This is a genomic window from Bradyrhizobium ferriligni (genome assembly GCF_056837965.1).
In genome coordinates, this window is sequence record NZ_JBXEJO010000019.1 from 97064 (window position 1) to 123468 (window position 26405).

Genomic DNA, 26405 nt, shown 5'->3' on the forward strand with positions numbered 1-26405 from the left:
CTCGGAAACGCGCTTCAATTGCGGTTCATTAGCTGATGCATATATCAACATAATTACAGATACTTATGGGATTTCAGGCGCGAATATATCCTTGGGTCAAGCCAGTTGCTGTCCAAATCTTGGATACGGACGTTGACTTCTGGATACATTCTGTTCAATTTCCGCCCACAATAAAATCAATCCTGGGAGGACCCGGTGACCGGCAGTTCGGGCGCGCGCGGGGCGAAATTGACGCAGACGACGGCCGTGCTGGTGATGTGCGCGGTCCTGATCGTCATTTTTTCGATCTTCCTGAAGGGCTTCCTGACGCTGGGCAATCTGTTCGCGCTGGCGCGCAACATTTCGATACTCGGCATTCTCGCGCTCGGCATGGCGGTGGTCGTGATCGGGCGAGGACTGGATCTGTCGCAAGTCGCCTCCTTTGCCGCCTCCACCGCGATCGCGATCATCCTGATGAATTCGGGCTACGCGACGCCGGTCGCGCTGCTGATCGGCTTCGTGATGGCGATCGTCATCGGCATCCTGAACGGGTTTCTGATCTCGGTGATCGAGATGCCGCCACTGCTGACGACGCTGGCGTCGAGCCTTGCGGTGCTGGGAATCGTACGCACCACGGCCGTGCAGCACTATGTCGTCTATCTTTCCAAGGGGCATGACGAATTCCTGCGGCTCGGCGGCAACATCTGGGGCGGCGTTCCGATCTCGATCCTGATCTTCGCGGCCACCGCGGTCGTGGTGCATCTCTTCCTGTCGCGCACCGTGATCGGGCGCTTCGTCTATGCCCATGGCGACAATCCCGACGCCGCGCGTCAGACCGGTCTGCCGACCCGCCCGCTGACCATGATCGAGTACGCGCTGTGCGCCGCGATCGGGTATGTCGGCGGTGTCGTGATGGTCGCGCAGACGGCGCTGATGCATCTCCAGGTCGCGGAATCCACGATCATTTTCGACGTCATCATGGTTGTGGTGCTCGGCGGCGTCAGCCTCGTCGGCGGCCGCGGCAACGTGATGAGCGTCATCGCCGGAACGCTGCTGATCGGCGTGCTGCTGAACGGCATGACCATCATGGACATGGACGTGCAGACCCAGAACATCGTCAAGGGAGTCGTGCTGCTGATCGCGATCCTGCTCGATTCCCGGCTGCATCCGCGCGACGAGGAGACGTCGAAGCAGGGCGACTAAAGCTCTGCATCAACCAACGGGCCGCAACAGTCGGCCGACATAACAGGGGAGGAATTGACATGACGAAAGCTGTGCACAGAAGGGCGTTTGCCGGCATCGGACTGGCCGCGATGGTGGCAACCGCCGCGCTGGTGGCGGCGCCATCACAGGCGGCCGGGCCGCGCGACCAGCTGCGCGAGAAATTCGACAAGTCGCTCAAGGGCAAGACGGTGGCCTGGTCGCCGGTCTGGATGGGCGTTCTGGAATCCGAATGGACGCGCGTGATGAAGGATCGCTTCGACGATTACGGCATCAAGCTCGTCACCCGCGACGCCAACATGAAGTCCGACATCCAGCTTCAGACCGTCAGCGACTATATCAACGACAAGCCCGACGTGATCGTGGTGCAGAATCCGAACGTCACGCTGCTCGCCAAGGAGCTGAAGCGTGCGATGGATGCGGGCATCTATGTCGTGCAGGTCAACATGGCATCGAATACCCTGACCGACGCCTATGTCGGCGTCGATGCCAAGGATCTCGGCACCAAGATCGCGCGCGAGGTCATCAATCAGTGTGGCGGCGGCAAGGGCTCCGGCGAGGTTGCGATCCTCGAAGGCGAGGCGACCGCAGCCTATTCGCTCGACATGAAGAATGGCGCGATGGAGGTGTTCAAGACCGACCCGTCGATCAAGGTCGTGTCGTCGCAGCCGACCAGCTGGGACGCCAACAAGGCCGGCGACATCACGACCACGGTTTTGCAGCAGCATCCCAAGCTGTGCGGGATCCTCAGTGTCTGGGGACCGCAAACCGCGGGCGCGGCGCAGGCGATCAAGGCGGCCAACATGGGCGACAAGGTGAAGGTGTTCGTCGCCAGCGACGGTCAGCCTGCGGATTGCGATCTGCTCGAGCAAGGCGCGTTCTCCGCGAACCTGTCGTATCGCGCCGACGTGCAGGGCCAGACCATCGCCGACGCGGTGATTGCGCTGTTGCAGAGCGGCGACAAGCCGGGCGCGAAGAACATCGCCTATTACACGACCCCCGCCTGGGTGAAGTCGAAGGACGATCGCATGTACTGCTTCAGCATCCCGAAGGGCGCGAAGTAAGTCGTTCCGGCGCCCGCGCCCACTGCGGCGCGGGCAGGCCGGAGCTGTCGATCCAAATCCCCTGCGTCGTCCCGCCGTTCGGCCGCTGCTGCGCCGAGCCCGCCGGAGTCTGTTGATGAAGAGCCTGCAACGAGCCTGGCACCGCCATTCGCCCCAGTTGTTCCTGGGCGAACTGCTTGAGAAGCGGTGGATGGAGCCGATCATTCCATTCACGCTGACGATCGCGGTTTTCCTGGCCTTCGCGATCATGATCCCGCGCTACCTGACGGCGGGCAGCCTGCAGGAATTGATGCGGAATTTCGCGGAGCAGGGCATGGTCGCGGTCGCGATGGCCTTCTCCGTGCTGTCGGGCGGCATCGACCTGTCGGTCGGCGCTGTGTTCGCGATGTCGAACTTCCTCGCGCTCTATCTGTATCTCATCCTCGGGCTGCCGCTGCCCGTGACCATCGTGCTTGTCGTCCTGTTCGGCGCGGCGATGGGCGCGATCAACGGCGGCCTGATCGCCTACGGCAAGACCCGGCCGTTCCTGACGACGCTGGTCGTCCTTATCATCGTCCGCGCCGCCTACAACAAGGTGACGGTCGCGTTCACGAACGAGCTCGCCAGCATCGACAGCGGGTCCAGTACGTGGGACTTCATGGGATCGGGGAGGGTTCTCGGCATTCCCTTCAACATGCTGGTGTTGATCCTGCTTGCCGTCGGAACGCACTTCTTCCTCACCCGTATCAAGCCCGGCGTCCACATCATGGCGGTCGGGTCGAGCCGCAAGGCGGCCCGCCACGCCGGCGTCAACGTCAAGCGCGTGCTGTTCTCGGCCTATGTGATGTCGGGCGCGATCGCGGCGCTGGCGGGAATCCTCTATGCCGCGCGGCAGAGCAGCTCGGGCACCGACACCGGCGTCGGCTGGGAGATCAACGCGCTGGCCGCGGTGGTTCTCGGCGGCATCAGCCTAGCCGGCGGCCGCGGCACCATCGCGCGTGCCGTCATGGGCGCGGCGATCATCTTCATGCTCACCAGCGGCATGGTCCGGCTCGGCATCTCCGGCAACCTGACCACCGCCATCATCGGCATCATCCTGCTGCTCGCGGTCGGCTTCAACGTGAAGTGGGTCAAGAACAAGGGCAAGGTGCTGCAAAAGGTCTACGTCACCCCAAGCTGGGTTGATTTCGAGCCGCCGCCGTCGGTCGAGCGGGGCAGCGGCACGCCGTTCGCGGAGAATGATCGCCTGAAGAATGCGGAAGCGATCGCGCTCAACATGATCGAGGGCCCGGAAGACATCATCCTTGACCGCAAGGACAACCTCTACACCGTCAACCGCAACGGCTCGATCATCCGCTTTCTTGCGCCTGATTATACCGTCCGCGAGGAATTCGCGCGCATCGGCGGCCGGCCCCTCGGGTTGGCGTTCGATCGGGATCAGAACCTCCTCGTCTGCATCGCTGGGATGGGCGTTTACGGTGTGAAGCCCGATCGTTCGGTCTTCAAGGTCACCGACCGCACCACGCGCACGCGCACGCGTCTCAAGGACGATTCGCGGCTCTATCTCGCTGACGATCTCGACGTCGCGCCCGACGGCAAGATCTATTTCAGCGAGGCCTCGACCCGCTACGAGCTGACCGACTGGGCGCTCGACGGCTTTGAGGGGCGCGGCAACGGCCGGCTGATCTGCCACGATCCGAAAACCGGGATCACCAGGACGGTCCTCAAGAACCTGACGTTTCCCAACGGCATCTGCATTTCGCATGACGGTCAGTCGGTGCTGTGGGCCAGCACCTGGCTGTGCCAGATCAACCGCTTCTGGATCGCCGGCCCGAAGGCGGGCACCAGCGAAATCCTGATCGACAACCTTCCGGGCTATTGCGACAACATCAACCGCGCCTCCGACGGCAAGTACTGGCTCGCCTTCGTCGGCCTGCGCACGCCGGTTTATGACCTTGCGATGCGCAACCCTGTCTTCCGCACCCGCATGGTCAAGCAGATCCCGCCGGACGAGTGGCTGTGCCCCGGCATCAACTACGGCTGCGTGGTCAAGTTCGACGACAATGGCGTGGTGACGGAATCGCTCTGGGATCCGGGCGGGCTTTCGCATCCGACCATCACCTCGGTCCGCGAGCACAAGGGCCATCTCTATATCGGCGGTCTGGAGAACAACCGCATCGGCCGCATCCGCCTGCAGGACGCCGACCCGACCTGGGAAGCGCACAAGTCCTATTGGGGAGGGGCCTGAGCCATGTCTCTGCTTGGCGATATCATCGATCGCGTGCTGTCCCCGAACCGGGAAATTCACGGCATTCCGGTGCTCGACGGCGCCTTCTCCCCGAACCAGCGGCTCGATCAGGCCCGCCAGCTCGGCGACGAGATCGAGCGACCGGACGACATCGCGCTCGGGCAGGACGGCGCGCTCTACGTCTCGACCGGCAACCGCGTCCTGCGTTGCACGGGGGACGACTTCAAAACGCGCACGGCGTTCGCGATGCTCGACGGCCCGGTCGGCGGGCTCGCCTGCACGCCGGACGGCCGGCTGCTCGCCTGCGTCTCGGGCGGGGGGTTGGTGGCGCTTTCGCCAACGGGCGAGACCATCGGCAAGCTCGAAAGCGTCGGTGGCGAGAAGATTGCCTGTCCGTTGTCGGTGGCGGTCGCGCCGGACGGGGCGATCTACCTGACCGACGGCTCGCGAAACAATCGGCCGGAGCATTGGCTGACCGACCTGATGCAGAACCGCGCCCCGTCGGGCCGGCTCATCGTCTGCAATTCCTCGCTCGGCAGTGCGAGCGTGCGTGCGGACAAGCTCGCATGGCCGCTCGGCTTGGTCGTATCCGGTGACGGCAAGGAGGTCTGGGTCGCCGAATCCTGGGCCCACCGCCTGACCGCTTTTTCACGCGCGGGTGACGACAAGCGCGTGATCGTCAAGAATCATACCGGCTATCCGGCGCGTCTTGCCCGAGGTGCGAACGGTGAGGTCTGGATGGCCTTCCTCGCGCTGCGCACACAATTGACCGAATTCGTGCTGCGCGAGCGGGCATTCTGCGAAGAGATGATGCGGACGGTACCACCAGAGCTTTGGATCGGGCCGGCGCTGGATGGCCGCCTCAATCCGCGCGAACCGACCCAGATCGGCCGCATCAAGAAACTCGGCATCCAGAAGCCGTGGGCGCCGCCGCGTTCCTATGGCCTCGTCGCCCGGCTCGACGCCAGGGGCGCGGCGACGGAGACGCTGCACAGCCGCGTCGATGGTCGGGTTCATGGAATAACCGCCGTCCGCCCGATCGGCTCGCGTGTGCTGGCGGTGTCCAAGGGACGCGATTGCCTCGTCGAACTGCCGCCTGGCCGCGGCATGCAGGAAGGATGAACGCCATGCCGGCCGAACAACAGGCAGGGACCCCGCTGCTGCAGATCGTCAATGGCAGCAAGGTCTATGGCGGTCTGCACGCGATCGATGGTGTCAATTTCGATCTGCGGCCCGGCGAAATCCACGCGTTGCTGGGGGAAAACGGTGCGGGGAAATCGACGCTCTGCAAGGCGATTGCCGGTGCGATCGTGCTGACCTCCGGCGACTACCGGATCCAGGGGCGCAAGGTTTCGTTCGCCTCGCCAAAGGAAGCGCTCGAGGGTGGGGTCGCGATGGTCTACCAGGAATCCAGCCTGGTCCCCTCCATGACGGTGGCGCAGAACCTTGAACTCGGCATGGAGAAGTGGGTCACGGTCTACAGCAAGATCAACATCGCGGCGACCCAGTCATTGCAATCGATGAACTTCAACGTCGACCCGCTGGTGCTGGTGGAGAATCTCGGAACGGCCAAGCGGCAGATGGTCGAGATCGTGCGTGCGGTTCGCCACAACGCCCAGGTCTTCATCTTCGATGAGCCGACCGCATCGCTGACCCCTGAAGAGACCCAACATCTGTTCCACCTTCTCAACACCCTGAAAGAGAAGGGCGCCGGGATCATCTTCATCTCGCATGCACTGGAAGAGGCATTGAACATCGCGGATCGCATCACCGTGCTTCGCGACGGCAAGCTGGTCGCGACCGTGCCGGCGAAGGACGTCACGCGTGACGCGCTGGTGCGGATGATGGTTGGCCGTGAGGAAACGGCGGCGCAGTACGCGACCCACGGGGCTGATCCGGATGCGCCGAAGCCGCATGCCTCCCGCGGTGAGAAGGTGCTTTCGGTCGAGAACGTGACGATGGGCAGCATCGTCAAGAACATGTCGTTCTCGGTATTCAACGGAGAAGTCGTCGGGATCTTCGGGCTGGTCGGGGCAGGCCGCTCCGAGATCGCGCAGATCGTCAGCGGCGCGCGCAAACGCAACTTCCTGCGCGGCGGGATGATCTATCTGCGGGACAAGCCGGTCCGCTACCGGGTGCCGCGGCAGGCGGTGCGGGACGGAATCGCCTATATCACCGAGGATCGCAAGGTCGACGGCTTCTTCGAAACGATGACGGTGGATCAGAATATCTATCTTGGCTATCTGTCGTCGCCGCGCGTCAAGCGGTTCCTTTACTCTACGCGCGAGATGAAGCGGATCGCCGATCAATGGATCTCGGCGCTCTCGATCTCCGCATTGAAGCGGACGCTGAAAATTGTCGAATATTCCGGCGGCAACCAGCAGAAAGTGGTGGTGGGAAAGTCCCTGGCCCAGGAGCCCACGGTGGTCATCTTCGACGAACCGACGCGCGGTGTCGATGTGAGCGCCATTCCACAAATTCACGAGGCGATTCGCAGGCTGGCGCGCGAGAACAAGGCGGTTGTCGTTATTTCTTCCTATCTGCCGGAGATTCTGGCTATCTCGGATCGGATCCTGGTCGCTCGTGGCGGACGTATCGTCGAGGAAATGGCTCGGGCTGATGCGACCGAGGACAAGATCATGTACGCGGCCATTCATTGAAGGAGGGCCTTTCATGAGTCCTTATCAGCGGCCTCCCCATTGGAAGGACATGACGCGGGACGGCAATGAGGACGATCCGGAGTCCCGTCGCCTGATGAGCGAGAGGATCGCAAGCGAGATTCGCAGCGCGGTGCTGAGCGGCGAGATGCGGCCAGGCACGCGGATTCGGCAGGAGCTCCTTGCGGCCCATTTCGGAGCCAGCCGTATTCCCGTGCGCGAGGCGCTGAAGCAGCTCGAGAACGAGGGGCTCGTCGTGATGGCGCCGAACCGTGGCGCCTGGATTGCGGACGTCAATTCGGAAGAATCGATCGAGATCTACAAGATCCGTGAAGCGGTCGAGCCGCTCGCCATCGGCGAAAGCGTACCAAACCTCACCGACGAAGACATCGAGACGCTTGACCGCATTGTGCGCGAACTTGAGCAGGTCACCACGCTCGAGGAATACATCCAGCTTGATCGGGAGTTTCATCTACGCACCTATTCGCGGGCGCGGATGCCGCAACTGCTCGCGATGGTCGAACGCTTCTGGAACAGCACGCAGCATTTCCGGCGGCAATTTGTGAGCGAGACCTACGCCAAGGACGGGTTTCCGTTCTCCGATCCCCAGCATGTCCTGATCATGGACGCGATCCGGGCGCGCGATGTCGAGGCTGCGCAGGTGCTGGTGCGCCTCCACATCCGGCGCACGCGCGTTGTCATTCAAGCAAAAGAGAGTGGGGCGGCCCAACCGCCCCTTGCAAGCCGTGCCGCGCTACCGCATGCGCGTCTCGGCTCGGTCTATCGAGGAAAAAGTGCCAATGAGTAGTGGCGGCAAACGTCTTTTGCCACGGTTCCTGCTGCGCCAGTTGGCGGCGGCGGGCTATAGCGGCCGCCGGGCCGGACGGAGCCGTTGCGACAGTGGTGGCAAGCGGCGATGACGGTCGGCCTGGATTCGGTGTCGCGTGCGCGCGCTTACGAGGAAGCCGCGGGCCGGCTGCGCGCGCGGCTCGGGGAATCGTCGGTCGCTCCGCCCGATCCCGGAAGGCGGACGGCGCTCGATCTGTTTCGAGCCGCGCCGCGCGAGGCGCCGGCCGTGTTCTATTTCGATGCGACGCAGACCTATGCCGATGTCGATCGGCTCAGCGACCGGCTCGCTGCCCGCTTCGCGCAGAAAGGAGTCGGGCGCGGCGATCGGGTCGCCGTCATTCTTCAGAATGTGCCGCAGTTCGTCATCGTCAGCGTGGCGGCCTGGAAGGTCGGGGCCATCGTCGTCAGCCTCAACCCGATGTACCGCACGCCGGAGCTTCGCAAGCTGTTCGGGGATTGCGAACCGAGGGCGGTGATCTGCCATGACGACCAATGGGAGAACGTTTTCCCGGCCGCCGGTTCGGTCGATTCCGAGCTGGTGTTCTGGACCGGCGCGGGCGAATTCCAGATGCGTAACGATGTCCGGGTGCTGCCGGAGCCGGGCGCAGCGCCGCAGGACCATGCGCTTGCGACGGTTTTCGCCGAGAACGCAGCCGCTCCACCGGCACCGGTTCTGACGTCCGACGACATCGCCCTTCTCTTGTATACCTCCGGAACCACGGGCGTTCCAAAGGGCGCCATGCTCACGCATCGCAATCTGGTGGCGACCGCGTTGATCTGTTGCGATCATTTCGAATTGAACAGCATGTCGCGCATCTTCGGCGTCGCGCCGCTGTTCCACATCACCGGCTTTGAAATCCAGATGGTCGCGGCGTTTGCCGCGCGTGCGGCGATGGTGCTGACCTATCGCTTCCAGCCCCAGGTCGCGCTCGATGCCTTCCTTGAATGGCGGCCGACATTCATCGTCGGTGCCATCACCGCGTACATTGCGCTGATGAACCAGGCTGACGCGACGAGCCGGCATTTCGAAAGCTTCGTACATATCTATTCCGGCGGCGCGCCGATCGCGCCCTCGGTCATCGATGCCTTTGCGAGACGGTTCGGACGGGCGATCCGCAGTTCCTATGGAATGACCGAACTGACCTCTGCAAGCCATCTTGCGCCCAACGAAGGTCGGATTCCGGTCGATCCTGACTCTGGCGCGCTGTCGATCGGCAGGCCGACCTCGGGCGTCGATGCAATCGTCGTCGACGACCAGCGCCGCCCGCTCGGACCCGGCGCGCATGGCGAGGTGGTCGTGCGTGGCTCAGGCGTGATGGCCGGCTACTGGAGGAAGCCGACGGAAACCGATGAGGTGCTGACCAACGGCTGGCTGCATAGCGGCGACGTCGGCTTCTTCGACGAGAGCGGCTGGTTCTACCTCGTCGATCGCAAGAAGGACATGATCTCCGCCTCCGGCTTCAAGGTCTGGCCGCGCGAAGTCGAAGACGTGATCTATGGCTTTCCGGGCGTGCGCGAAGCTGCCGTCGTCGGAGCCGCCGATCCCTATCGCGGCGAGACGGTGGTCGCCTTCGTTTCCGCTCAGCCCGGCACCGTGATCGACGTCGCCGCGCTCTCGCGCTTTTGCCGCGAGCGACTGGCGGCCTACAAGTGCCCGGTCGACATTCGCGTGCTGGACGATCTGCCGAAGACGGAATCCGGAAAAATCACCCGAAACACGCTCAGGGACGGCCTGCGCGGCCGGTAAGGAGAATTTACGTGGATATCACCCAAAGCGACCGCAGCCAGCAACTGGCCGCGCGTCTCCAGCGCTTCATGATGGAGCACATCTACCCGAATGAGCGCCGTTACTATCAGGAGGCCGAGCGGCTCGGGCCCTGGGCTGTGCACCCGGTTGTCGAGGAACTGAAGCCGCTCGCACAACAGGCCGGCCTGTGGAACCTGTTTCTGCCCGCTCACGAGGACGGGCTGACCAATCTCGAATATGCCCCGCTATGCGAGATCATGGGACGTTCGCATCTTGCTCCCGAGGTCTTCAATTGCAGTGCCCCTGACACGGGCAACATGGAGACCATCCTGCGCTACGGTACGGAGGCGCAGAAGGAACGCTGGCTGAAGCCCTTGCTGGCCGGCGAGATCCGTTCTTCCTTTGCGATGACGGAGCCCGACGTTGCCTCGTCCGATGCGACCAATGTGGCCAGCTTGATCGTCCGTGATGGCGACGACTACGTGATCAATGGTCGCAAATGGTACACCACCGGCGCCACCGATCCGCGATGCAAGATCATCATCTTCATGGGACAGACCGATCCGCAGAATCCGGATCGTCACAAGCGTCAGTCGATGATCCTCGTGCCCAAGGAGACGTCCGGCGTGCATGTCGTCCGTTCGCTGCCCGTGCTCGGCTTCTACGGCGTACCGGATCGTGCATCCGAGGTGATATTCACCGATGTGCGCGTGCCGGCCGCCAACATGCTGCTCGGCGAGGGGCGTGGATTCGAGATCGCGCAGGGGCGGCTCGGACCCGGACGCATTCATCACTGCATGCGGCTGATCGGCCTCTCCGAGCGCGTGCTCGAGCGCATGTGCCGGCGCGCGCTGAAACGTGTCGCCTTCGGCAAGCCTCTTGCCGAGCAAACCGTGACGCTCGAGCGCGTGGCCGAAGCGCGCATGAAGATTGATCAGGCGCGGCTGCTGACGCTCAGAGCTGCCTACATGATGGACACGGTCGGCAACAAGGCGGCGCGGCAGGAAATCGCGATGATCAAGGTCGTCGCGCCGAACATGGCGCAGACCATCGTCGACTGGGCGATACAGGCGTTCGGGGGAGGCGGCACCAACAACGACCATTTCCTTTCGGCAGCACTCGCGACGACTCGCTTGTTGCGACTGGCCGACGGCCCCGACGAAGTTCATCGCAACCAGATCGGCAAGCTCGAATTGCGCCGATGGCTCAATGTCGATCCCGCACGAACCGGCGGTGGCGCGGATCCGTTGTCGCCAGATGAATCTGAATCCTGGTCCGAATGCGGCTTGTGGCCGCGCCCGAAAGATCTGCCATAGGCGCGTTGGGAAGGGGCTGGAGCCGGAGGGCATCGGCTCCGGCGATGATCAACAAAAGGAGAGATGTGAGCGGTCTCACAGGAGGACTGCGAGTTCTGCACTAGTCAGGGATCGGACTCGCTTAGAACCAACGGAGGTTCGCATGAAGCTCCTGATGATCGCCGGCCTGACCGCCCTCGCGCTTGTTGTGGCCGCGACGAATGTCCCGAGATCGCATCCATCGTCCGTGAGCCGCACGCCGGTGGCGGGGATGCCCACTGTGCAAGAACAAGACAAACTGCCGGTCGAAGATTTCGAAGATCGATCGCTGGTGTTTCCGAGGGGAGCACAGCAGTAGAGAGACGAGTGCCGCCGCATCTGAACGAGTCCAGATCAACAGGTCGGGAAATTCGTCCCGCGTCGAACAGTTCGACGCGTCGGATGGTTTGTCCGCGTGCACAACCGTCCCCTCGCGGGCTGTGTCTCAAAAGCTCATGAAGATCGGGTTGATCCCGGCGGGATCGCCGACATGTCCCGGGAATTGAAACGGCGCACGGTGGCGATCGACGATCAGGATCGCCAGGAGTAGCGCTAACACAGCGACGATGTAGATCAGCAGTGGCGACGCGTCCCGGGTGGCGGGATTACGATCCCGCGGCGGCAATACGCGAAAGTGCCAAAAGCGCGAGATGAACTGCAGATATGCTTTCGGATGAATTTGCATGTTCGACCTCGATTGTGAGGCGCCTTTGCCAAGACTGCGACCGCGTGGACCGTCTTTCAAGGCGCCGCTTGTCGCACCCGGAACTGAAGTATGAGCTTCCCTCGTTGATCGCCGGCCGGGCCCGATGGACGCCAAGGGAGCACTTTGGCCGGGCAGCAAAAACGGGCAGAATGGCCCGGGGGCTTCGCTGCGAGTGTCGCCGACGGCCATGGATTTGATTTTGCGTCTCGCCACGTTCCTTGTGACGGCATCGTTGCTTCTTGCGCTGCAACCCGCGCAGGCGCAATTGGCCGGACACGGCGGACCCGTCCGCGCGATCGCCGTCTCAGGCGATGGCAAGACGGTTCTGTCGGGCAGCTTCGACACCGCGGCGATCCGATGGTCGCTGGCAACCGAGTCTGCGGAGCAGGTCCTTCGCTTCCATTCGGGTGCGGTGAACGCAGTTGCCTTCCTCGGCGATGGAAGGATGGTAACGGCTGGCGCGGACGGTCAGATTGCTATCTGGACGTCGGGCCGGCCTCAGCCGGACCGGGTTTTTGCGGACCATACGGGACCCATCGTCGGGCTCGCCGTTTCGCCCGATGCATCGAGGCTCGCATCGGCCTCCTGGGACCAGACCGTGCGGATCTCGTCGTTGTCCGACGGGGGCACGCGGGTGCTGCAAGGCCACTCGCAAAGCGTGAATGGCGTGGCCTTTGCCGCCGACGGACAATCGCTGGTGAGCGTGGGCTACGATCTGACGGTGCGGATCTGGCGCCTGCCGGACGGCAGCGCCGAGATCGTCACGGTGCCGTCGCCCCTGAATGCCGTGGCGATCTCGCCTGATGGCGAAATCGTCACCGGCGCAGCGGACGGCAAGCTGCGCATGATGTCTGCCGATGGCAAGGCAAGCGGCGAGGTCATGGCCGGTGCCACGCCGATCGTCGCCTTGGCGGTCTCGCATGACGGCGCCTTGATCGCCGCGGCGGCAATTGACGGCACCGTGGCGATCGTCGACCGCAAGGCGCGCAGCGTGCTGCGCACGCTTGCCGGGCTGGGCGGGCCGGTTTGGTCGGTCGCATTCCTGCCCGATGACGTGACGCTCCTGACCGGCGGCGCCGACGGCAAGATCAGGCGCTGGAATGCACTGACCGGCGTGGCGATCGGATCGAACCTGATGGGCACGCCGGCGGATCCGCTCGCCGCTTATGCCGGCGATCACGGCGCCGAAATCTTCAGGGCCTGCGTTGCCTGCCACACATTGTCGGAGACGGAGCTGCAGCGTGCCGGTCCGACGCTTGCCGGACTGTTCGGTCGAAAGATCGCCTCGCTGCCTGGCTATCGCTTCTCCGACGCACTCAAGACGATGGACATCGTCTGGACGCCGGAGACCGTCTCAAAACTGTTCGAGATCGGGCCGAACGCCTATACGCCCGGCACGAAGATGCCGGAGCAGCACATCGGCTCGGCCGAGGATCGCCGCGCGCTCACGGACTTCCTGGCGCGCGCGACGTCGAAATAGCTCGATTTGGCGGCAGCCGCCTTGCGGCGTCCTCAAGCGAAGGCGTCAAGCCGCGATATGAGGCTCTAATACCCCGGCCATTGCTCCACCGGGATCTTCGTCAGCTCCGGGTTCTCCTTGAGCATGTGGGCGATATTAATGCTGGGATGTTCCTTGAGCGCCGCCACGACGCACTGGTTGACGTATTTGCGGCGTGACAGCCACTTGATCTTCTTGCCCTTCGCCTCGGCCTTGCAGGCGACGACCGCCTGCTTGAGTGCCACCTTTTCCGCTCTGGTAAGGGCGGCCTCGGCGGCTGTGCCGCCAAGGACCGTGGTGACAAGGCACGTCGACAGAACCATCATGGATCGAGGCATGCGGCTAGTCCTTGTTCTCGCGTTGACGCAGATAGTCATCCGTCGTCCGTGGTGGCGCGCGTTCCGGCACGTCCTGGATCGGATCGAACTGTTGTTCGCTCATGACAATGACCCGGCAATCGGCGCACATCCGCAAGGTCTCGGTCCGGCGGTCCCCGGCAGGGTACATCCAGTGCCGTCCCTCGAGTTTGGTCGCGATCCGATCGATCGTGCTCTTGACGCCGAAGGGCGTGCCACAGCGAACGCACAGGGCCGGTTCTTCTTCCTTGATCACCCGCGCCGGCGCGCGTCTCGCCCGGAAGTCGATCTGCGGGGTGAGCTTGATGACTTTTTCAGGACAGGTGCTCTGACACAAACCGCACTGCACGCAGGCGTCTTCCACGAATTTGAGGACGGGGCGGTCCGGATCGGCGCGGAGCGCGCCGGTTGGGCAGGCCGAAACACAGGACAGGCACAGCGTGCAACCGCCGACATCGACGGTGATCGCACCGATAGGTGCACCCTCGGGCAAGGCGATCACGTCAACCGGCTTGGGCGCGAGGCGATGCAGCTCGCTCAAGCCGAAGCGAAGCAGATCGCCGCGCTTGCCGACCGTCAGGAAAGTCGCGGGATTGTCGAGGCCGGCGAGGGGACCAATCCCCGTCAGTTGCTCGGCCAGGGTGTCGGGATCGTCGGTTTCGATCGTGCTCACGCGGCGGCCGTCAAATCCGAGTCCGGAAAGAATGGTCTCGGCCATCCGGATCGTCTGCAAGGATCCGGTCACGTCGTGTCGTGGCTTGGCGCGCAGTAGGAGCCGCACGGCAGCCGCGCCATAGGCGAAGGCGCCGATGATGGCTTCCAGGCCGATCTGCGTCAGCTCGTTGACGGCGAGGGGGAGCACATTGGCCGGCAATCCGTCGCCATGGCGGGCGAGCGCATCGATCAGCGGCGTGCCGTGCTGGCTGTCGTGCAGCAGCAGGACCGGATGCGTTCCGCCGGCCTCGCGATAGGCGCGCAACATGGCGCGGAGGATCTGCAACTGGGTATCGGCGGGTGGCAGCGCGTAGGATGCCGCTCCCGTGGGGCAGGCGGCCGCGCATTGCCCACAACCCGCGCACACCTCCGCATTGACTGCGACATGGTCGCCGTCCGGCGTGATCGCGCCGGTCGGGCACAAATCGAGGCAGCGATGGCATCCGGTCAGCTTCGAGCGCGAATGCGCGCAGAGGCTGGGTGTGAAGTCGACATATCTCGGCTTGTCGAAGCTTCCGACGAGATCGCGGGCCGCAAGCACCGCTCGCAGCATGGCCGCGGGATCCCTCGGATCCGCACGGAGATAGCCGTCCCGCAGATCGTGTGCCGGGAACAGAGGCGGCTCGCCGGAGAGGTCGAGCACGAGGTCACAGCGCGAGATCGCGCCGTTGCGCGGGGCTTCGAACTCGAAGCGGGCGCGCGAGGACGGGCGTGGCTGCGCGTAGTCGTCGATCGTGAGCTCGAAGCCGCCAAAATGCCCGCGCGCGATGCGGATCGTGCCCTTCACGATCGGGAACACCGCCGCGGCAGGCGGCACGACGTCTGCCGGCTTCCTGAGCATGACCGTGACGTCGAGATGGTCCGCCAGCAGCCGGCCGGCCTCGATCGCGGTCTCGTCGCGCCCATAGATCAGGATGATGCCGTCGCTCGACAATGTGACCAGCGGATAGTCGGGCGCGGGAATCGCCGCCGCCGCAAGCAGCGCCGCCATCTTCGGGCCCGCATTCGCGCCGTCGCGCGACCAGCCTGCCGTCTCGCGGATGTTGACGAAGCTGATCGGGCCAGGGCGTTCGCCCATCTCATTGGCGAACTGGCCGGCCTGCTGCGTGCAGGCGACGGTCAGCGGGCCGTCGACTTTTGCGGCGGCGCGGAAATCTTCGAGCTCCGCGCCGCAGAGATGACGATGGCTCCTGATCTCGCAGTTGGGGCAGCCCCGCTGGATCGCGGCCACGTCAAGGCGCATCGTGTCTTCACACGAGCAGATCAGGACGGTCTTCGCTGGCTGCTCCAGGTCGATCCCTCCGCGGGTGCGGCGCCGTCTTGCGGACTCGCGCCATTCCTTCACCTCGTATAGATATTCACTATCGGAAGGAAAAGGAAAGTGGAGGACGGCCCTTGCGGTCGACCCCGACCAGCCGCGTCTCCGTGGCGGAAGCGATCCATCTGCCGCCGCCATTCACGCTCGTCCGGTTGCGTGAGAGCGGAGATGCCTTTGCTCACGCTTGCCGCATTGCACCTAAAAGCGGTGCCGGCACGCTGGTGTGCGTCGGGCGGTTCGATCTTGCCGAATTCGCCGTGGTGCTCGAGCCGGGCGAGCCTTTGGGCACCGCGCGGCGCGTCTTCTATGCAGGCATGGTCGCGCTCACCGACGCTCTGCGCGCCTATGCGCCGCCGCACAAGACGGTCGCGATCGGCTGGCCCGACGCCGTCGCGATCGACGGTGGGCTGGTCGGCGGCGGACGGATGGGATGGCCGAGATCGGCGCGCGAGGACGAGCCGCCTGCCTGGCTGGTATTCGGTGCCATGATCCGGACGGTCGCAATGGCCGATCAGGGACCGGGCATCCATCCGCTCGCCTCCGCGCTGGATGAGGAGGGGTTTGGCGAAGCGGGAGCCGTGCAGGTGACCGAGAGCTTTGCGCGGCACCTGATGCGGGCGATCGATAGCTGGCAGACGGATGGCTTTGGCAGCCTCGCGCGCGATTATCTCAGCCGGGTTCCCCGCGAGCGGCGAACCGTGCTGCGGATCGATGACGGCGGCGATCTCCTCACGCGCCGCGTCGGTGCCGACGGGATTGAACGCAGCGTACTCGTCAAGGCGCTCGGAACGCCGTCCTGGTTCGATCCGAAGCTCGGAGGGCCGCGACTGTGAAACTGCTCCGCAGCATCGCGCTCGATCCCTCCGACACCTTCGTATTCGATGTGGCGGCCGAGCCGGGCGAATGGGCCGTCTCCGGTGCCTTCCGCTTCTGCGATCAGGATCCGACGAAGCTGACCGGCAAGGCGCGCGTCGCGTTCCGCAGTGGCTTCCTCGGGGTGCAATCCTGGGGCTGGTCGACGCTGGTACAGATTGTGCCTGCGACCGAGAACGATTGCAGCGCGCTGATCGACCGCCTCGCGAGGCAACTGATCGATCGTTTCGGTGCGCCGGATCTGGCGACCGCGCGGACGGCCGCGGAAGAGGAAGTCGCCTTCGCGCGGTCGCTCTGCAACCATCCGGTCAGCTCGCTCATCGCCGTTCACCGTTCGGTGAGTGATGACGGGGTTCGGGAATCGTTCCGCAGGCTGCAACTGCGCCAGGGTCAGGGACACAGCAAGGCGTTCTCGTTCATGGAAGTCGAGGACGATGTCGAGCCCGACGCTGATCTCAAGCTTGCCGATATGCGCGGGGAGTCGCAGCACCGATGAATGATTTCTGGATCGCGTGCGGCCACCATCTGCTCGATCGCGACGAGAACGGCGGGCTTTGCGTCACCGACGAGTTCCTGAAGGCCTATTTTGTTCGTCCGGAGCTGATTCCGCCGGATGAAGCATGCCCGGTCGAGCGCCGGCTGCACCGCGCGCTGCTCGCTTCTCCCCGCAGGCCGGTCGGCGCGGAAGAGATTGAAGCGATTGTCGATGCGGATGCCCGGGAGAACTGGCGGCTCGTGCTTGCCTTCCGCGATCTCCTTGTGCGGCATCCGACGTTGGAGCAGGCCTATCTTGCAACCGTCCGGTCCGGGACGAACGATCTGCCGCCGCTGTTCGTCAATCAGCTCATCCACGTGATCCTGCGCAATGCGCTCGATGGCTGCGACGATCCGTTCGTGCTGCGCGCAGCCGAGCTGTTCTTCCGCCCGCAGCGCATCCTGCCGCAGGAGCAGGCCCTGCTGCTCGGCGATGAAGAGGTCGTCGGTGGACCAAATCCGACCCCGGTGCTCTCGCTGATGTCGATGCTGGGGGCGGTGACCGATACCGAGCTCGATGTCTTGCGCGAGGACAATGCCGGCGATTACTGGCGCCGGAGCGACCATTTCGACATGGCATTCGACCTCACCGCAGGCGGCCGCGGGCCGGCAGCGCTGGCGCAGGCGATGGTGCGCTGGATCTCCCATCTGCTCGGGATCGACGTCAGCATTGAGCCGCTGCGCGAGCTGCGTGATGCACGTCTCACCTGGTATGTCGGGCTCGACGCCGACGCGACCAGGCTCGGCGACCGTCTCTGGCATGGCGAGCAGCTCGACGAGCGCAGCGCCGGACGCGTGCTCTCATTGTTCCGTCTGACGTTTGCGGACACGAACGCGGCCGCAGACGAGATGCGGGGCCAGCCGGTTTATCTCATTCTGTCGATGAACGCCGATCAGAAGCTCCGGATGAAGCCGCAGAATTTGCTGACGGGGCTGCCGGTCAAGCATCTGGAGATGGCGACATGAGCCCAGCTGCGCTGCCGCTTGTGCGCGTTCCCGTCGGTGTCGTGGTGGAGCGGCACCAAGCGGATTCGCCGTGGACCGACTTTGTCTGGCGTGCGGTTGCCGTCCTGCCCGACGAGCCGGATACCAAACCCTGGACAGTGCTTCGCGAAGAGAACGGGACGACGCTGTTTTATGCCGGCAGCGCCACGGTCGATCTCTATGGTTCCGAGACGGCGCGCTACCGCGACAATCTCGCCTCGGGCAGTCCGGGCATCTGGACCGTATTGTCGCCGGCGGAAGGCGCCTGGCCCTATTCGGTGGCTGCCGCGACCGCGGATCCTTCGGAAGGCGAGGCGTTCACGGAGGCCGGTGCGAATCTGGTCGAGGCCGTCCCCATGCCGGAGATGCTGCGTGAGCAGATTGAAAGCTTCATTGCCGAGCACCACGTCGAACGTGAGTTCTTCAAGCGCAAGCGACGGCAGGCCGATCCGGAGGCGCTCGCGCGCCGGCAGCATGAAGGCGGACACGAATGAGTGAGGATAAGTTCCTGGCGCGCTGGTCCCGTCGCAAGCAGGAGGCAAAGGCGAACGCCACGCAACCGGACCCGGCCATGCGCGACGACATGCAGTCGATGCCGCCGCCTGTCGTGAACGACGACGACACGGAATTCGACCTTTCGAGCCTGCCTTCGATCGACTCGATCACGTCGGCGACCGACATCACGGCATTCCTGCGCAAGGGAATTCCGCAGGAGCTGACGCGTGCGGCGCTTCGTCGCGCCTGGAGCGCCGATCCTGTCATCCGCGATTTTGTCGGGCTTGCCGAGAATGCGTGGGACTTCAACGACCCGACCGCGATGCCGGGCTTTGGCCCGCTGGATTGCTCCGAGCCAGAGCTCGCCGCGCTCATCGACAGGATCGTCGGCGGCCTCAGCAAGCCGGCCGAGGCGCTGCCTGAGTGTTCGGTTGAAGTCGCGGATTCTTCGCAGGAATTGTGCGAGGTCGAGTTGCCGGGCATCGCGGCCGAAGAAGCCGCGGCCACGGGATCCGCACCTGATCCTGTTGCAACGCAACGAACGGTCGCCGACAGCACCGAGAGCGAACGGCCGTCGGTTGAGCGCCGCACGCACGGCAGTGCGCTACCCCGCTAGGGACCGCGACGAAAGGCCATAGCCTTGGACTATGGCGTCCGATTGACCCCCCGTTGGACGGGGACTAGGCTTCGTTAGCGCTTTGTAACAAAAGCAAAATCAGCAGACGGGACTTGGATGGAGGTCCACGTGCGTGATGCTGGCCTTGAGCGAGCCATTGACGCCGCTGGCGGCGTTGCGGAGCTTGCGCGCAAAATCGGCATCAGCCAGCCCTCTGTTTCGAACTGGAGCAAGGTGCCCGCGCAACGGGTGATCGCTGTCGAAGCCGCCACCGGCATATCGCGCGGTAATTTGCGACCTGATCTGTACAGCGAGCCGCTCCCCTCCGAACAGCCGATCGATTCTGTCGACGCCGCACGTGCGCAGGAGTATCTGCTGCTCGCGGCGCTGTTGTCCGCCGCACCATCGAAGAAACTGCTCGATCAACTGGCTGCATTGACCGTCGATGCGACCCCGCTCGGGCGCGCGCATGCCGCGCTGGCTGAATCCGCCGCCAATGCAGTCGCGGCCAAGGTCGAACGCGAATATTTCGATCTGTTCACTGGTCTTGGCCGCGGCGAGCTCTTGCCCTACGCCTCCTACTATCTGACCGGCTTTCTCAACGAGCGGCCGCTGTCGCGTCTGCGTGCCGATCTCGCTGCGTCCGGGATCGAGCGCATCGCGAATAATTCCGAGCCGGAAGATCACGCGGCTATCCTGTGCGAGATCATGGCAGGCTTCGCGGGAGGGCGTTTCCCTGCGCCCTTCGACACGCAGCGCGCCTTCTTCGGCAAACACGTCGCGTCCTGGATGGGGCGGCTGTTCGCCGACATCGAGCGCGCGGAGAGCGCCGTCTTCTATCGTGCGGTCGGTGCGCTTGGTCGCGCCTATATCGAGATTGAGACAGAAGCATTCACGTTCGCGAACTGACCTGCATCCGCAGGTCCAGGAGAGATGCGATGAGTGAAGACAGGACTACCACAGTCGGGCGCCGCGATTTCCTGCGCAAGGTCGGCGTCGGCACGGTGGGCGCCGGCGCGACACTCGCAACGCCGCTGGTCGGGGCTGCGCAAGCCGACAGCGAAACCAACGATGAGATGCGCAAGGCGCGCTACAAGGAAACCGATCACGTCAAAGCCTTCTACCGCGTCAATCGTTATCCGGCCAAGGGAGGTTGACCGTGCTGATCAAGCGAACAAACCAGCGTTCCCTGCGCCAAGGCTCCGCCGCCAGCTTCCCCGCAGATCAGGCAGGTGGCCTCGACCGCCGCAGCTTCCTGCGCAAATCCGGTCTTGCCGGCGGCACGCTCGCCGCGTTCGGCACCTTGCCGCTCGGCAGCGTGCGCAAGGCGGAAGCCGCGGTGGCCGGTCCGCTCACGGCGGGCGCGACCGTCCGCAAGAGTATCTGCACGCATTGTTCGGTTGGGTGCACGGTGACGGCCGAGGTCCTGAACGGGGTATGGATCGGCCAGGAGCCGAGCTGGGATTCGCCGATCAATCGCGGCTCGCATTGCGCCAAGGGCGCTTCCGTGCGTGAGCTCGTGCACAGCGAGCGGCGGCTGCGCTATCCGATGAAGCTGGTGGGCGGGCAGTGGACCCGCGTCTCCTGGGACACCGCGATCAACGAGATCGGCGACAAGTTCCAGGCTGTACGTGAGAAGTCGGGTCCCGATTCCGTCTATTGGCTCGGCTCGGCCAAGATGACCAACGAAGGCGCCTACCTGTTCCGCAAGCTCGGTGCGTTCTGGGGCACCAACAATACCGATCACCAGGCCCGCATCTGCCATTCAACCACCGTCACCGGCGTCGCCAACACCTGGGGCTACGGCGCGATGACCAACAGCTACAATGACATCCGCAATGCGAAGACGCAGGTCATTCTGGGCGGCAATCCGGCCGAGGCGCATCCCGTCTCGCTGCAGCATCTGCTCGAGGGCAAGGAGCTGCAAAAGGCCAACTTCATCGTCATCGACCCGCGCCTGACGCGCACCGCCGCACACGCGACCGAATATGTGCGGATGCGGCCGGGTACCGACATCCCGGTGCTCTACGGCATGATGTGGCACATCCTCCAGAACGGCTGGGAGGACAAGGATTTCATCCGGCAGCGCGTCTACGGTTTCGACGACCTCAAGAAGGAGGTTGAGAAATGGCCTCCTGACGAAGTCGAGCGCGTCACCGGGATTCCCGGCGAGCAGCTCAAGCGCGTCGCCAAGATGTTCGCCACCGAGAAGCCGGCAACGCTGATCTGGGCCATGGGCCAGACGCAGAAGACCGTCGGCACCGCCAATGTGCGGGCGAGCTGCATCGCGCTGCTGATGACCGGCAATGTCGGCAAGGCCGGCGCCGGCGCCAACATCTTCCGAGGCCACGACAACGTGCAGGGCGCGACCGATGTCGGGCTCGATATCGTCACGCTGCCGTTCTACTACGGCCTCGCCGAAGGCGCCTGGAAGCACTGGTCGCGGGTCTGGGAGGTCGACTATGACTTCCTGAAGTCGCGGTTCGATTCCAAGCAGATCATGGAAACCCCCGGCATTCCGTTGACCCGCTGGTTCGAAGCGGTGACGTTGCCGAAGGAGCAGGTTGCCCAGAAGGACAACGTGAAGGCGGTGTTCGTACAGGGACACGCCTCCAACAGCATCACCCGTATCCCTGAATCCCTCAACGGCCTGAAGGCGCTCGAGATGCTCGTCATCGCCGATCCGCATCCGACGACCTGGGCCTCGCTCGCGGTCGAGGCGGGGCGCGCGGATGGCGTCTACATTCTCCCGGTCGCCACGCAGTTCGAGTGCAAGGGGTCGCGCGTCGCTTCCAATCGCTCGCTGCAATGGGGCGAGCAGATCGTGAAGCCGATCTTCGAGTCGAAGGACGATCTCGAAATCATCTATCTGATGGCAAAGAAGCTCGGCTTCGCAGATCAGATGTTCAAGAAGATCAAGGTCGAGAACAATCTGCCCGAGGCCGAGGACGTGCTGCGCGAGATGAACCGCGGCAGCTGGTCGACCGGCTATTGCGGACAATCGCCCGAGCGCCTCAAGGCGCACATGAAGAACCAGGCGAAGTTCGACATGCTGACGATGCGGGCGCCGAAGGACGATCCCGAGGTTGGCGGCGACTATTACGGCCTGCCTTGGCCGTGCTGGGGATCACCCGAGGTCAAGCACCCCGGCACGCCGCTGCTCTACAACACCAATCTGCACGTGATGGACGGCGGCGGCACGTTCCGGCCGCGGTTCGGCCTCGAGCGCGAGGAGAAGCTGCCGGACGGCACGACGCGGAAGGTGAGCCTGCTCGCGGACGGCGCGTATTCGTTGGGGTCGGGAATCCAGGATGGTTATCCGGAATTCACGCTGGCGAGCCTGAAGAAGCTCGGCTGGGACACCGAGCTCACCGAAGCGGAAATGGCCGTGATCAACAAGATCAATCCGGCCAATCCGGACACGGTGTCGTGGTCGCTCGATCTGTCGGGCGGCATTCAGCGCGTCGCGCTGGCGCATGGCTGCGTGCCCTACGGCAACGGCAAGGCGCGCATGAATGCCTTCGGCTTGCCGGATCCGATCCCGGTTCATCGCGAGCCGATCTATACGCCACGCGTCGATCTCGTCGCCAAATACCCGACGCTGCCCGACGCCAAGCAGTTCCGGATGCCCAATATCGGATTCTCCGTGCAGAAGGCCGCGGTGGAGAAGGGCATTGCAAAGCAGTTCCCGCTCATCCTGTCGTCCGGCCGGCTGGTCGAATATGAGGGCGGCGGCGAGGAGACGCGCACCAACCCGTGGCTCGCCGAGTTGCAGCAGGACATGTTCATCGAGATCAATCCTGCCGATGCCGCCGATCGCGGTGTCAAGGACGGTGGCTGGGTCTGGGTCACCGGCGCCGAGAACAATTCCAGGGCAAGGATGAAGGCGCTCGTCACCGAGCGGGTCGGCAAGGGCGTTGCATGGATGCCCTTCCATTTTGGCGGCTGGCTTGCGGGCAAGGATCTTCGCGGCAATTACCCGAAGGGCACTGATCCGATCGTGCTCGGCGAAAGCGCGAACACGATCACCACCTACGGATACGATCCCGCGACGGGCATGCAGGAGCCCAAGGTCACACTCTGCCAGATCGCGGCGGCATAAGGAGCAACGACGATGGCACGTATGAAATTTCTCTGCGACGCCGACCGTTGCATCGAGTGCAACGCCTGCGTCACGGCTTGCAAGAACGAGCACGAGGTCCCCTGGGGCATCAACCGCCGCCGGGTCGTCACCATCGCCGACGGCAAGCCGGGCGAACGCTCGGTCTCGATGGCCTGCATGCACTGCACGGACGCGCCCTGTGCGGCGGTGTGCCCGGTGAACTGTTTCTATACCACCGCCGACGGCGTGGTTCTGCACTCCAAGGATCTCTGCATCGGCTGCGGCTACTGCTTCTACGCCTGTCCGTTTGGCGCGCCGCAATATCCGAAGGTCGGCAATTTCGGCTCGCGCGGAAAAATGGACAAGTGCACCTATTGTGCCGGCGGCCCCGAGGCCGATGGCAGCAAGGAAGAATATGAGAAATACGGTGCAAACCGGCTTGCCGAAGGCAAGCTGCCGCTGTGCGCGGAGATGTGCTCGACCAAGTCGCTGCTCGCCGGCGACGGCGAGATCATTGCGCAGATCTATAAAGAGCGCGTGCTGAAGCGCGGCTACGGCTCGGGCGCATGGGGCTGGAAGACCGCCTATCGCGAGACGATCGAGTCCTGACGACGACCGGGCGCGGGTCGCGTCGATATCGGGAGGACCTTATGGCGTGTTTTGCACGATTTGTTCGGCTCGTCATTGGCGTGGCCGGACTCCTGCTGGTCGTTTTCGCGGCTTCCCCGTCCATGGCCCAGCAGGTCAACCCGACCGCAAGTTCGGTCAAGGAGCAACAGCTGCTGCAGGAACTGAACCGGGTGCAGGGACGCGTCAGCATTCCCGACCAGCGCTCGGGGGTTCTCGAACAGCCCGCCGGCCGTGAATGGCGCGAGTTCCGGAACGTGACGCTGCGCTGGATCGGCGGGATCGCGATTGTTGGCATGCTGGCGGCGCTGGTCATCTTCTATCTCAGCCGCGGGATGGTGCGGTTGCAGAGCGGGCGTTCGGGCCGGACCATCGTGCGCTTTAGTGCGTTCGAGCGCTTCGTGCACTGGATGACGGCGACTTGCTTCATCATTCTGGCGATCTCGGGATTGAACGTCACTTTTGGACGTCCATTGCTTCTGCCGCTGATCGGCCACGAGGCGTTTTCCGAATGGTCGCAATGGGCAAAGTATGTTCATAACTATCTCAGCTTCCCGTTCACCATTGGGGTCGTGCTGATCTTCCTGATGTGGATCGCCGGCAATATCCCGAACAGGGCGGATGTCGAGTGGATCAAGCGCGGCGGCGGCATCGTCGGGCACGATCACCCGCCGGCCTATCGTTTCAACGCCGGCCAGAAGGCGGTCTACTGGATCGTGGTCATCGGCGGAGGTCTGGTGGCAGCGACGGGATATGCGCTGATGTTCCCGTTCTACCTGTCGGGCATCGAAGGGATGCAGCTCGCGCAGATCGTCCACTCCATCGTCGCGGTGCTCTTCACGGCAGTGATGCTGGCGCACATCTATATCGGCACGATCGGCATGGAAGGCGCGTTCGAGGCGATGGGAAGCGGCACCGTCGATGTCAATTGGGCCAGGGAGCACCACAGCCTCTGGCTTGAGGAGGAGAATGCGCGCGACGCCCGACCCCAGCCCTCCGTCACCGCGGCGGAGTAGGCGGGGCGCGAGGCCGTTCGACGCGGACGCGCTACAGCCTTACGCCCGTCGTCGCAAAGGCCTGTGCGACCGGCTCTTGCACGCGGTTTAGCGCCAACGCCCCGATCGCCGCCACGACGATGGCGACGACGCAGGCGAGCAAGAAGACTTTCATTGTCGTTCTCCCAAACTGATCGGGATGCCGTCAAAGTCTACACAAGATGGCGCGTCGCGAACAGCGCTGTCCGTATGCAAACTGCGGACAAAAAATAGCGTCGGGTTCGAGTCGCTCTCCGCCGCTCATTTCCGCTTTCTTCCGCTGAACTACGGTTTTCCAACGAGTCTCTGGGGCTGAAGGGTCAGCGCGCTCGGTGGGGCGAATCTTGAGGTCCGGATCGATGCCTTGATGAAGTCCCTCCGCTGGCTGCGTGGCCTAGATTGCGCCGATGTTGCAGGGGACTAATGCGCATTTCGGAGCGAAACATGAATATGAATGCTGAGGCCGATGAGTAGCCCAGCCGCAACGCGATCTCTGTGATCGGCAGGTCGCTGCCCAACAATTCGATAGCCTTGAGCAGGCGGAGACGCTGACGCCATGCGCGCAGGCTCATGCCGACTTCGCGCTCGAAGTGCCGCGTCAAGGTTCGCGGCGACATGCCGATCTCACGCCCCCATCTCTCGGCGTGGCGAGGATTCGCGGGATCGGCGTAGAGGGTTTCACAGAGTGTCAGCAAGCCCGGGTGGGTGGGCCAAGGTAACGCTGCGGAGATCGGCGTCGCCCGCCGCAACTGATCGAGGATGAGTGCGATGACGCGAGCGGCGTAGTGACGATCCTCGCTTTTCAGCGACGCGGCTTCCACGATGAGAGTCCGCAGGAGCGGGGACACATGGATGACCGTCGTGCCGGAAGTCATACCTTGGCTGGCAGCATTGGCGACCCAGAGGCTGCGGAATTCCGCTCCCATCAGGGAGCCGACCGAATGCTTCGTACCGGCCGGCAGCCAGACGGCCTGTTCCGGAGAAATGACGACGCTCCGTCCATCCGCGTTCACGGTGAGCGCGCCTGAGATCGCGTAGACGAGCTGATTCCAGCTGTGACTGTGTTCGGCGAAGTAGCTCCTCGCGGGAAGTGACTGCACCCGAACGATCAAAGGCTTCGGCGAGCCGAGGCCGTGCGGGGCATCGACCGTCTTCCAGCCGGCATTCCTTAGCGAAAGGTGACGTTTCATCGACATAAATTGGCAATCTGTAGAGGGAAAAGTCCAGCGATTTCTCCTTAACTCCGACGTGGTGATCCACGGCCCGGTGGACCGCCACCGGTCTGATCGACGACGTCTCGTCGACGCACATCTAACGGCGGAGCAACCCGCAGCGTGAATTTCAATTTTTCCGTTCCCAGCCATGAGGCGCCGACCGCTATTCGCCGAGAGCGCAGCAATGTCGCAAGGCTTGCCGTCGCCCAGGCCCTCGCAGGCGCCAATTCCACGGTCGTCTATGCAACCGGCGCCG

The 26405-nt window shown here is 63.9% G+C and carries 25 protein-coding genes; 20 read left to right on the top strand and 5 right to left on the bottom strand.

Annotation, left to right across the window (positions count from 1 at the left end; genetic code table 11):
• Positions 1-195: 195 nt before the first annotated feature.
• The 9 genes from AC1VNY_RS13795 to AC1VNY_RS13835 all read left to right on the top strand — a co-directional run bounded on the left by AC1VNY_RS13795 (position 196) and on the right by AC1VNY_RS13835 (position 11397).
• Positions 196-1182, top strand: coding sequence for an ABC transporter permease (locus tag AC1VNY_RS13795; protein WP_051002594.1), 987 nt, complete (start codon positions 196-198; stop codon positions 1180-1182).
• Positions 1183-1241: 59 nt separating this feature from the next.
• Positions 1242-2264: a sugar ABC transporter substrate-binding protein gene (locus AC1VNY_RS13800; RefSeq protein ID WP_028334112.1), complete on the top strand. Its 1023-nt coding sequence runs from the start codon at positions 1242-1244 to the stop codon at positions 2262-2264.
• A 115-nt stretch (positions 2265-2379) separates the two neighbouring features.
• A complete protein-coding gene (locus tag AC1VNY_RS13805; RefSeq protein WP_482405534.1) occupies positions 2380-4491 on the top strand; it encodes an ABC transporter permease in 2112 nt (703 codons plus the stop codon).
• A 3-nt stretch (positions 4492-4494) separates the two neighbouring features.
• The gene (locus tag AC1VNY_RS13810; protein ID WP_482405535.1) at positions 4495-5613 is read left to right on the top strand and encodes an SMP-30/gluconolactonase/LRE family protein; all 1119 of its coding nucleotides are present in this window, start codon (positions 4495-4497) and stop codon (positions 5611-5613) included.
• On the top strand, positions 5610-7151 hold the full coding sequence (locus AC1VNY_RS13815) for a sugar ABC transporter ATP-binding protein (protein ID WP_482405551.1): 1542 nt from the start codon (positions 5610-5612) through the stop codon (positions 7149-7151). Before AC1VNY_RS13810 ends, AC1VNY_RS13815 begins: the two co-directional genes overlap by 4 nt.
• Before the next feature lie 49 nt (positions 7152-7200).
• Positions 7201-7956 (top strand): GntR family transcriptional regulator, encoded by a 756-nt coding sequence (locus tag AC1VNY_RS13820; RefSeq protein ID WP_028345041.1) that lies wholly within the window; start codon positions 7201-7203, stop codon positions 7954-7956.
• A gap of 108 nt (positions 7957-8064) precedes the next feature.
• Positions 8065-9744, top strand: coding sequence for an AMP-binding protein (locus AC1VNY_RS13825; RefSeq protein WP_482405536.1), 1680 nt, complete (start codon positions 8065-8067; stop codon positions 9742-9744).
• Positions 9745-9755: 11 nt separating this feature from the next.
• A complete protein-coding gene (locus tag AC1VNY_RS13830; RefSeq protein ID WP_482405537.1) occupies positions 9756-11060 on the top strand; it encodes an acyl-CoA dehydrogenase family protein in 1305 nt (434 codons plus the stop codon).
• Between the two features lie 142 nt (positions 11061-11202).
• Positions 11203-11397: a hypothetical protein gene (locus AC1VNY_RS13835; RefSeq protein WP_482405538.1), complete on the top strand. Its 195-nt coding sequence runs from the start codon at positions 11203-11205 to the stop codon at positions 11395-11397.
• 126 nt (positions 11398-11523) lie between these two features.
• On the opposite strand, the gene AC1VNY_RS13840 is transcribed toward AC1VNY_RS13835, so the two are convergent.
• Positions 11524-11763 (bottom strand): hypothetical protein, encoded by a 240-nt coding sequence (locus AC1VNY_RS13840; protein ID WP_028334120.1) that lies wholly within the window; start codon positions 11761-11763, stop codon positions 11524-11526.
• A gap of 208 nt (positions 11764-11971) precedes the next feature.
• Here AC1VNY_RS13840 and AC1VNY_RS13845 point away from each other — a divergent pair, with 208 nt between their 5' ends.
• Complete coding sequence (locus AC1VNY_RS13845) at positions 11972-13264, top strand: hypothetical protein (protein WP_482405539.1); 1293 nt, start codon at positions 11972-11974, stop codon at positions 13262-13264.
• 65 nt (positions 13265-13329) lie between these two features.
• Here the strand turns inward: AC1VNY_RS13845 and AC1VNY_RS13850 are convergent, their stop codons facing one another.
• Entirely contained in the window at positions 13330-13620 is a 291-nt protein-coding gene (locus AC1VNY_RS13850) for a hypothetical protein (protein ID WP_482405540.1), read from the bottom strand.
• Between the two features lie 4 nt (positions 13621-13624).
• Positions 13625-15595, bottom strand: a complete 1971-nt coding sequence (locus AC1VNY_RS13855) for a 4Fe-4S binding protein (protein ID WP_482405541.1) — start codon at positions 15593-15595, stop codon at positions 13625-13627.
• 152 nt (positions 15596-15747) lie between these two features.
• Here AC1VNY_RS13855 and AC1VNY_RS13860 point away from each other — a divergent pair, with 152 nt between their 5' ends.
• The 10 genes from AC1VNY_RS13860 (at position 15748) to AC1VNY_RS13905 (ending at position 24917) form a co-directional block, all read left to right on the top strand.
• Positions 15748-16503, top strand: a complete 756-nt coding sequence (locus AC1VNY_RS13860; protein ID WP_482405542.1) for a biotin/lipoate--protein ligase family protein — start codon at positions 15748-15750, stop codon at positions 16501-16503.
• Positions 16500-17039, top strand: coding sequence for a DUF6505 family protein (locus AC1VNY_RS13865; protein ID WP_482405543.1), 540 nt, complete (start codon positions 16500-16502; stop codon positions 17037-17039). The genes AC1VNY_RS13860 and AC1VNY_RS13865 overlap by 4 nt, the downstream gene beginning before the upstream one ends.
• Entirely contained in the window at positions 17036-18043 is a 1008-nt protein-coding gene (locus tag AC1VNY_RS13870; RefSeq protein ID WP_482405544.1) for a DUF6352 family protein, read from the top strand. Before AC1VNY_RS13865 ends, AC1VNY_RS13870 begins: the two co-directional genes overlap by 4 nt.
• Positions 18040-18555 carry a DUF3305 domain-containing protein gene (locus tag AC1VNY_RS13875; protein ID WP_028345030.1) on the top strand — a complete coding sequence of 172 codons (516 nt, stop codon included), beginning with the start codon at positions 18040-18042 and terminating at the stop codon, positions 18553-18555. The genes AC1VNY_RS13870 and AC1VNY_RS13875 overlap by 4 nt, the downstream gene beginning before the upstream one ends.
• Positions 18552-19172, top strand: a complete 621-nt coding sequence (locus AC1VNY_RS13880) for a DUF3306 domain-containing protein (RefSeq protein WP_482405545.1) — start codon at positions 18552-18554, stop codon at positions 19170-19172. The genes AC1VNY_RS13875 and AC1VNY_RS13880 overlap by 4 nt, the downstream gene beginning before the upstream one ends.
• Before the next feature lie 117 nt (positions 19173-19289).
• The gene (locus AC1VNY_RS13885; protein WP_482405546.1) at positions 19290-20081 is read left to right on the top strand and encodes a Cro/CI family transcriptional regulator; all 792 of its coding nucleotides are present in this window, start codon (positions 19290-19292) and stop codon (positions 20079-20081) included.
• A gap of 29 nt (positions 20082-20110) precedes the next feature.
• The gene (locus AC1VNY_RS13890) at positions 20111-20329 is read left to right on the top strand and encodes a twin-arginine translocation signal domain-containing protein (protein ID WP_482405547.1); all 219 of its coding nucleotides are present in this window, start codon (positions 20111-20113) and stop codon (positions 20327-20329) included.
• 2 nt (positions 20330-20331) lie between these two features.
• On the top strand, positions 20332-23274 hold the full coding sequence (locus AC1VNY_RS13895) for a formate dehydrogenase subunit alpha (RefSeq protein ID WP_482405548.1): 2943 nt from the start codon (positions 20332-20334) through the stop codon (positions 23272-23274).
• A 12-nt stretch (positions 23275-23286) separates the two neighbouring features.
• A complete protein-coding gene (gene fdh3B / locus AC1VNY_RS13900; protein WP_011088224.1) occupies positions 23287-23883 on the top strand; it encodes a formate dehydrogenase FDH3 subunit beta in 597 nt (198 codons plus the stop codon).
• A 41-nt stretch (positions 23884-23924) separates the two neighbouring features.
• Complete coding sequence (locus AC1VNY_RS13905; protein WP_482405552.1) at positions 23925-24917, top strand: formate dehydrogenase subunit gamma; 993 nt, start codon at positions 23925-23927, stop codon at positions 24915-24917.
• A 31-nt stretch (positions 24918-24948) separates the two neighbouring features.
• Here AC1VNY_RS13905 and AC1VNY_RS13910 read toward each other — a convergent pair whose 3' ends face one another.
• Entirely contained in the window at positions 24949-25071 is a 123-nt protein-coding gene (locus AC1VNY_RS13910; protein ID WP_259244235.1) for a hypothetical protein, read from the bottom strand.
• A gap of 184 nt (positions 25072-25255) precedes the next feature.
• Complete coding sequence (locus AC1VNY_RS13915) at positions 25256-26131, bottom strand: AraC family transcriptional regulator (RefSeq protein ID WP_482405549.1); 876 nt, start codon at positions 26129-26131, stop codon at positions 25256-25258.
• Between the last annotated feature and the right edge of the window lie 274 nt (positions 26132-26405).